Here is a 7,357-nt window from a genome sequence, read left to right as displayed (position 1 = left end):
GTTTTGAACCTAAAGTTTCAAAACTCCCGAGTGCCTGAAACTAAATTGTTTCAGGCACTTTTCTCACGGCGGAAAGTTTTAATGTTCTCTTAATTCGTTAAACAAATTAGGTAGATATTTATTTCTTTACAGAATCACTTTACTTATTTACTTTAAAAATAGTTTGTATACCATTCTAACTAATCTGTTGCTGAGCTGTCTGCATCTTGTAGTAAACACCTTGCGCTTGCATTAGCTCTTCATGAATGCCATGCTCAACTATATCACCATCGACCATGACAAGGATCATATCGGCATTTTGAATAGTCGATAAGCGGTGAGCAATGATAAAGCTAGTCCGTCCCTTCATGAGCTGATTAAAGGCATCTTGAATCAAGACCTCCGTCCGAGTATCGATGGAGGATGTAGCCTCATCTAAGATCAAAATCTTAGGAACTGAAAGGAAAACCCGCGCAATCGTTAAGAGTTGGCGTTGGCCTTGGGACAAAGACTCTCCAGCATCTGAAAGATAAGTATCGTACCCTTGTGGCAACTGCCGAATGAAGAAATCTGCATTGGCTGCCTTAGCTGCTTCTATGACTTCTTCTCTAGTTGCATCTGGACGAGAAAAGGCGATATTTTCATGAATGGTCCCGACCTTGAGCCAGGTTTCTTGTAGAACCATACCAAACTGTTGGCGGTAAGAAGCACGAGTGTAGTCCGTAATTGGTACCCCATCAATCGTGATCTCTCCAGAATTAACAGGGTAGAAACGCATGAGCAGATTAATCAAGGTCGATTTTCCTGCTCCTGTAGGTCCTACAATGGCAACCTTACTGGCTGCTGGAACCTGAATGGTTAGATCTTTGATCAAGGTCCGCCCCAAATCATAGCCAAATGCAACGTGTTCAAAACCAATCGCACCTTTAACATCCTGACTATCCAGAACCCGTTGCCCTGTCTCTTCGACCTCAGTTTGATCCAAGACGCTGTACAAGCGCTCTGCGCAGGCAAGGGCACTTTGGAGTTCTGACAAGACAGAGGAGATATCATTAAAAGGCTTGGTGTATTGGTTGACATAATTGAGAAAGGTCACCAATTGACCAACAGTAAAGTGAGATCCCGAAATAATGCGTACAGCACCAAATCCAGCCACTACTGCATAAATCAAGGCATTCACAAAGCGAGTGGCAGGGTTGACAGTTGAAGAATAAAAGACAGCGGATTGGGAATAATTGGCATAGCTTTCATTCGTCCCTTTAAAAGCCTTACGGAATTGATCCTGAGCGTTAAAGGACTGGATCAAGCTTTCCTGGGTCAAAGACTCTTCGATCAACTGAGTTTGAAGACCACGCGCCTTGGTCTGCTTTTGGAAAAGCGTATAAGAACGCTTGGCAATAAAACGAGCAATCAACAGGGATAAAGGAGTCAAGACCAGAACCGCCACCATCATAAAGAAATCCAATTCTGCCATGGTCACGATGGTGACAAGAATGGTTAGGAGGCCAACAAAGAACTGGTTAAAGACCATCAGAAGACCGCTATTAAGTTGCTCTACATCGGTCGTGAGGCGACTGACGAAGTCCCCGCTCCCTTGTTTATCTAGATAAGACAAGGGCAATCGGTGTACTTTTTCCATCACTTCTGCTCTCAGGCTTTGGCTAAACCGATAGACCAATTGATTGTAGACAAGAGGATTGATCCATTGGATCAAGGTATTGGCCACAATGACCAGAACCATTTGGATCAAAACAGGCCATAAGACTGTCATCCCTTGAGGATTGATGACTAAATCAACCGCATGTCCGATCAGGATCGGTAACCAAACCGTTAAGGCCACTTGAGCGATGGTTCCGAGACTAGCTAGAATCAGGAGCCCGGGATGGTGAGCAAAATCTCTAAACAGACGTTTTACATAACTAGAACGTTTTTGACTCATGCTTCCTCCCTCCCGTGTTGTGAATAATGAATTTCTTGATAAATCTCATTGGTAGACAAAAGGAAATCATGATTCCCCAGTCCTACTTGATGTCCCTTGTTCAAGACCAAAATCTGATCAGCAGACTTGAGACTATTGGTTCGTTGAGATACTAAGATCAAACTCGTATCACTCAATTCTTCTTTAATCGATTTTAAGAGACGAGCTTCCGTCAAATAATCCAAGGCAGAAGTTGAATCATCCAAAATCAAGAAAGGAGCCTTCTTCAAAAGGGCACGCGCAATGGTCAACCGCTGGCGTTGCCCACCTGAGAAATTTCGACCAAAGGCTTCCACTGGCTCATCGAGTTGTCCTTCTTTTTCACGGACAAAATCAGCAGCCTGAGCTGTTTCTAGTGCCCACCACAAATCTTCATCCGATAGATTTTCTTCCATTCCAAGTAAGAGATTCGAGCGGATGGTTCCTCTAAAGAGCTCTGCCTTCTGTGGGACAACAGCTACCCACTCCCGCCACTCCTTAAGAGTTTTAGGAGAGTGACCTTGATGAAAGAGGGCTAATTTCCCCTGACTCACGGTATACAAATGACTCAATAACTGAACCAGGGTGGACTTCCCAGATCCTGTACCACCGATAATTCCCAACATCTGTCCATGATCCAGATCAAAAGAAATATCTTCTAGGGCTGGGCTTGAAGCCGTTGGATAAGTGAACGAAATTTTCTCTGCGCTGATCGCTTCTTGCTCTGTTGCAGTTTCTACTGGCAAAGCTTCTAAGAGGTCTTCTTCCTTCAAATCAAAAATCTCTTGGACACGCTTGGCTGAAATATAGCTGACATTTAAGGACGTGACCAGCATAGCCAGCTTGATCAATTCTGTTAAAATTTGTAATAAATAATTGACCAAAGCGACCAACATCCCTTGGGTTAGAAGACCAGCAGAGATATTCAATTGTCCTTGCCAAATGACACAAACCAAGGTCGTATTGACCACAAGGAAGGTCAAGGGACTCACCAAACTAGACCAGATACCAGCGCGAATTTGCCAGATCTTGTAGTCCTGATTGACCTCTCTAAAATCCTCTAATTCACTAGCATCTTGTCCAAAGGCCCGAATCACCCGCATCCCTTGAAATTGCTGACGCGTCACCGTGACCATTCGGTCTGTGATTTTCCGAATCTTGGCAAAAAGAGGATTGACAATCCGAGACATGATCACAATAATCAAGGTTAAAATCGCCACCATCCCCAAGAACCAAAGGGTTAGTTTAGGACTGATGGTGAAGGCCATGATGATAGATCCAAAGACAATGATCGGTGCCCTCAAAAAGAGGCGCAAGAATTGGTTGATCCCAACCTGGATTTGATAGGTATCAGAAGTGAGACGGGTTACCAAACTAGAAGTCCCGATCCTATCTCGCTTGTCCTTTGGAAGTGATAAGATCTTATCATACAAATCCTTGGTCATCTCGCGGGTAAAGCCGACAGCTGCTTTAGAAGAAAAATACTGGGCCGTAATAGCTACGACAACACCAAAGCTCGCAAATAAAAACAAAACACCGACCGTCATCACCACTGCGCTCGTTTCCTTTTTCGGAATGACCTGATCGACTAAGTGGGCGATGATTAAGGGGACACACAATTCAAAAATAGCTTCTAAAAGCTTAAACACGGGCCCTAGAAAAGTTTCCCATAGATAACCCTTAAAATACTTCAATAATGATTTCATACTACTCGATCTTTTCTAAATAGAATAAACTAATTTTACCACAATTTTTAAGATGAAAAAACTCTCCCTGCCAAGCAGAGAGAGTTGAGTCGTTAGACAAGTAACAAAAAACTTGTCTATTTGTTAAGCAAGAGTTTATTCAACGATAGTTTCTCTGCTATTCTTCTATTTAACCTTGTTAGACTAATGAACCTAAGGAGTTTTATTCAGTCTTTGGCACCTTGCTTAAGGTCTTACCCATTTTCCCCAATCCAATCATTAGTAGTGGGAAAGAAAATAGTGTTATAAGGCCTAATACAAGAAAGACTGCTACAAAGCCACAGCTATCAATGAACCAACCAGTCAGTGGGAAAATGACAATCATAGATAGACTAAACATCATGGAATTGATACTCAGCATGGTTGCTCGCACACTGGAAGGCAGATAAGCTTGTAAATCATTGTAGTAGATGGGTTGATAAACGGCATAAAGGGCATTGGTCAAGAGATAGACACTCAGATAGGCGAATGGAGTCTTTACACCTACCAAAAGCAAGGCCAACCCTGTCAGTGCAACCAGAATCGGAAAGACTTGATTACTATTCCATTTTTTCCCGATTTGACTGGCCAAATAAACCGCTAGGAGATTGAATCCACTACCAATTAACATGATGAGCGAAACTTGCCAACTAGCTAAGTCACTAATTTTCTGTTGGTAGTAAAAATAAAACATACACATGATGGTCCCTACCAACTGATAGATGAGCATCCAGTAAAACAAGACTGGTTTTTCCTGCCATTCTTGTTTCACTACCTCCAATATCCGCTTTAAGGTCAAATGATTTCTTTCATCACTCTTGCTCTCTGGCTCCTTCATCAGAAAGATCAAAAGAATAGAAAGCAAGGAAAGCCCAATAGCAATATAATAGGTCCAAGCCAATGCTCCGTGAATAAAGAAGCCTGCCACAACTGTACCTAAAGTTCGGGTGACTTCGGCCACACCAGACAAAAAGCTGGATATCTGAAGATAACGGTCCTTTTGACCCGCTTCCACTGCTGAATCAAATAAGAAAGCTGTACTGGTCCCCGAGTCAAAATTATAAGACCAAGCATTGACCATCATAGCAATGGCATAGATCCAAAAATTCCCTTGACCAAATAAAATCAAGATAGAAGATCCAATACTGGACAAGCGAGCCAAATAGAGATTGGTCTTATAACTAAATCGATCGGCTAACATACCAGACGGGATCTCACACAAGAGACTCGTCCCATGAAAGATACTCTCTAATAAACCAATCTGAAGCAAAGAAAGACCATTTTGAATAAAAAAGAGAATCCAAAAACTGGTGATTCCAAAATAAGATGTAAATTCCAAACCTGCTAGGAGTGAAATATTGCGTTTGTAAGTTCTTTTAAACATTGTTTTTCCTCTTTCAATAGATTATATAAGTGTTTCTAAAAGACTTACTTAGAGTTGCCTACATCTTCTCCACCTCCTTCATTTTTCTTGATTCATTTCTTGACGCAGCTGAGCCACTTGATTAGACAAGGACACCAACAATTCGGTTTGCAACTTTTGAATTTCCAGTAAATCCGTCTGGTCTTGTTGCACCATATGGTCAATCTTCGTATGCAACAAGCGAATTTCTCTTTCCGACTCCATATTGACGTTAAAGTCATTTCGCGCTTGCAGGCGATCGTAATCTGCCGCCCGGTTTTGGCTCATCATGATCAAAGGAGCTTGAATCGCGGCAATCGTAGAAAGTGCTAGATTGAGCAAGATGAAAGGGTAAGGGTCAAAATTCCAGCCAAAGGGATGCAAGACATTAATCAACATCCAGATAGCCATCATCAGGATAAAACTAATGATAAAAGTCCATGACCCACCAAAGCGTGCGACCGAATCCGCTACCCTCTGACCGAAGGTATAGCTGGCTGTCAAGCGGTCTTCAACGTTAAAGGGGCGCTCGCTTTCGGGCATGACACCCGTCACCTGCTGTTTAATGGCTTCGTTTTTATCATTGGCACGCTCAATAATCTGTCCAAGATAATCCATACAATATTGGCTCAAATTTTTATAGGTGATAAAATCATCCATTTGACTTTCAGGATAGGAAGTCTTGAGCATCTGTTGAATGGAATGGTCCAGATCTGCGATCAAAGACCCCTGACCATCCTCGTATTCTTTCCCATCGATGATGTCTATTTTCAGCATTGAGTTTCCTTTCATAGTTTTTTGAAGCAGATAAAAGTGAAAAACGCCTAATGGCGTTTTTACGTCTATTAAGGTTTGATACGGTGCAACATACGTGGGAATGGAATGGCTTCACGAATGTGTTTTGTACCAGCCGCGAAAGTGACCATCCGTTCAATCCCAATACCAAATCCACCGTGTGGGACTGTACCGTATTTACGAAGGTCAAGGTAGAATTCATACTCTGTACGATCCATGCCAAGTTCATCCATTTTTGCAACAAGGGCATCGTAGTCTTCCTCACGCATAGAGCCACCGATGATTTCTCCATAGCCTTCTGGGGCAAGCAAGTCTGCACAAAGCACACGGTCTGGGTTGCCAGGAACTGGCTTCATGTAGAAGGCCTTGATAGCTGCTGGGTAGTTCATGACAAATGTTGGCACACCAAAGTGGTTTGAAATCCAAGTTTCATGTGGTGAGCCGAAGTCATCACCATGTTCCAAATGCTCGTAATCTGCATCTTCATCGTTTTCATGCTCTTGCAAGAGATCAATGGCTTCATCGTAAGTGATCCGTTTGAATGGCTCCGCAATATAGCGTTTCAAGAGCTCTGTATCACGTTCCAAGGTTTCCAAGGCTTGAGGTGCACGGTCCAAAACACCTTGTAGAAGAGCTTTCACATAAGCTTCTTGCAAGTCAAGTGACTCATCGTGTGTCAAGTATGAGTACTCAGCATCCATCATCCAGAACTCAGTCAAGTGACGACGAGTTTTTGATTTTTCAGCACGGAATACTGGACCAAAGTCAAAGACGCGACCAAGGGCCATAGCACCAGCTTCAAGGTAAAGCTGACCGGATTGACTCAAGTAGGCTGGTGTTCCGAAGTAGTCTGTTTCGAAAAGTTCTGTAGAATCTTCTGCAGCATTTCCTGAAAGAATTGGACTATCAAACTTCATGAAGCCATTCTTATCAAAGAACTCATAAGTTGCATAGATGATAGCATTACGAATTTGCATCACGGCTACTTGCTTACGTGAACGCAACCACAAGTGGCGGTTGTCCATCAAGAAGTCTGTCCCGTGTTCTTTAGGAGTGATTGGGTAATCTTGGGATTCACCAATGACTTCGATGTCCGTAATATCCAACTCGTAGCCAAATTTAGAACGCTCGTCTTCTTTGACAATCCCTGTTACAAAGACAGAGGTTTCTTGGCTCAAGCGTTTGATGGTATCAAATTTTTCAAGCCCCACTTCTTCGCCGAATTTTTCGATAAAGTTTGGTTTAAAAGCCACACCTTGGAAAAAGGCAGTCCCGTCACGCAATTGCAAGAAAGCAATTTTTCCTTTACCTGATTTGTTGGCCACCCAAGCACCGATGGTCACTTCTTGACCTACATAGTCTTTTACTTCGATGATAGTAATCCGTTTTGTCATCATTCATCTTCCTTTTCTCGTTAAACTTGTCCGAAGACATTATCTTCTTAATTGTATCATAAAAAGGCTTTCAGTGCTAGGTTCTACCTGTGAAAACCAGATTTTT

Annotated in this window: 5 protein-coding genes; all 5 read right to left on the bottom strand. The window is 42.6% G+C overall.

The genetic code is table 11. From position 1 onward, the window contains the following. Positions 1 to 175: 175 nt before the first annotated feature. Positions 176 to 1,918: an ABC transporter ATP-binding protein gene (locus tag HMPREF2832_RS02820; RefSeq protein ID WP_070505476.1), complete on the bottom strand. Its 1,743-nt coding sequence runs from the start codon at positions 1,916 to 1,918 to the stop codon at positions 176 to 178. Continuing rightward, on the bottom strand, positions 1,915 to 3,642 hold the full coding sequence (locus HMPREF2832_RS02815) for an ABC transporter ATP-binding protein (RefSeq protein WP_070505475.1): 1,728 nt from the start codon (positions 3,640 to 3,642) through the stop codon (positions 1,915 to 1,917). The genes HMPREF2832_RS02820 and HMPREF2832_RS02815 overlap by 4 nt, the downstream gene beginning before the upstream one ends. A 202-nt stretch (positions 3,643 to 3,844) precedes the next feature. Next, positions 3,845 to 5,044 carry an MFS transporter gene (locus HMPREF2832_RS02810; RefSeq protein WP_049496351.1) on the bottom strand — a complete coding sequence of 400 codons (1,200 nt, stop codon included), beginning with the start codon at positions 5,042 to 5,044 and terminating at the stop codon, positions 3,845 to 3,847. Between the two features lie 78 nt (positions 5,045 to 5,122). Then, on the bottom strand, positions 5,123 to 5,839 hold the full coding sequence (locus HMPREF2832_RS02805; RefSeq protein ID WP_049471721.1) for a DUF1003 domain-containing protein: 717 nt from the start codon (positions 5,837 to 5,839) through the stop codon (positions 5,123 to 5,125). A 68-nt stretch (positions 5,840 to 5,907) separates the two neighbouring features. Continuing rightward, entirely contained in the window at positions 5,908 to 7,254 is a 1,347-nt protein-coding gene (asnS, locus tag HMPREF2832_RS02800; protein WP_070505473.1) for an asparagine--tRNA ligase, read from the bottom strand. Positions 7,255 to 7,357: the final 103 nt, after the last annotated feature.

It is taken from the genome of Streptococcus sp. HMSC073D05 (assembly GCF_001812015.1).
Taxonomy (GTDB): Bacteria; Bacillota; Bacilli; order Lactobacillales; family Streptococcaceae; genus Streptococcus; species Streptococcus parasanguinis_D.
The sequence above is the reverse complement of the archived record's forward strand: the minus strand, read 5'-3'. Positions and strand labels throughout refer to the sequence as shown.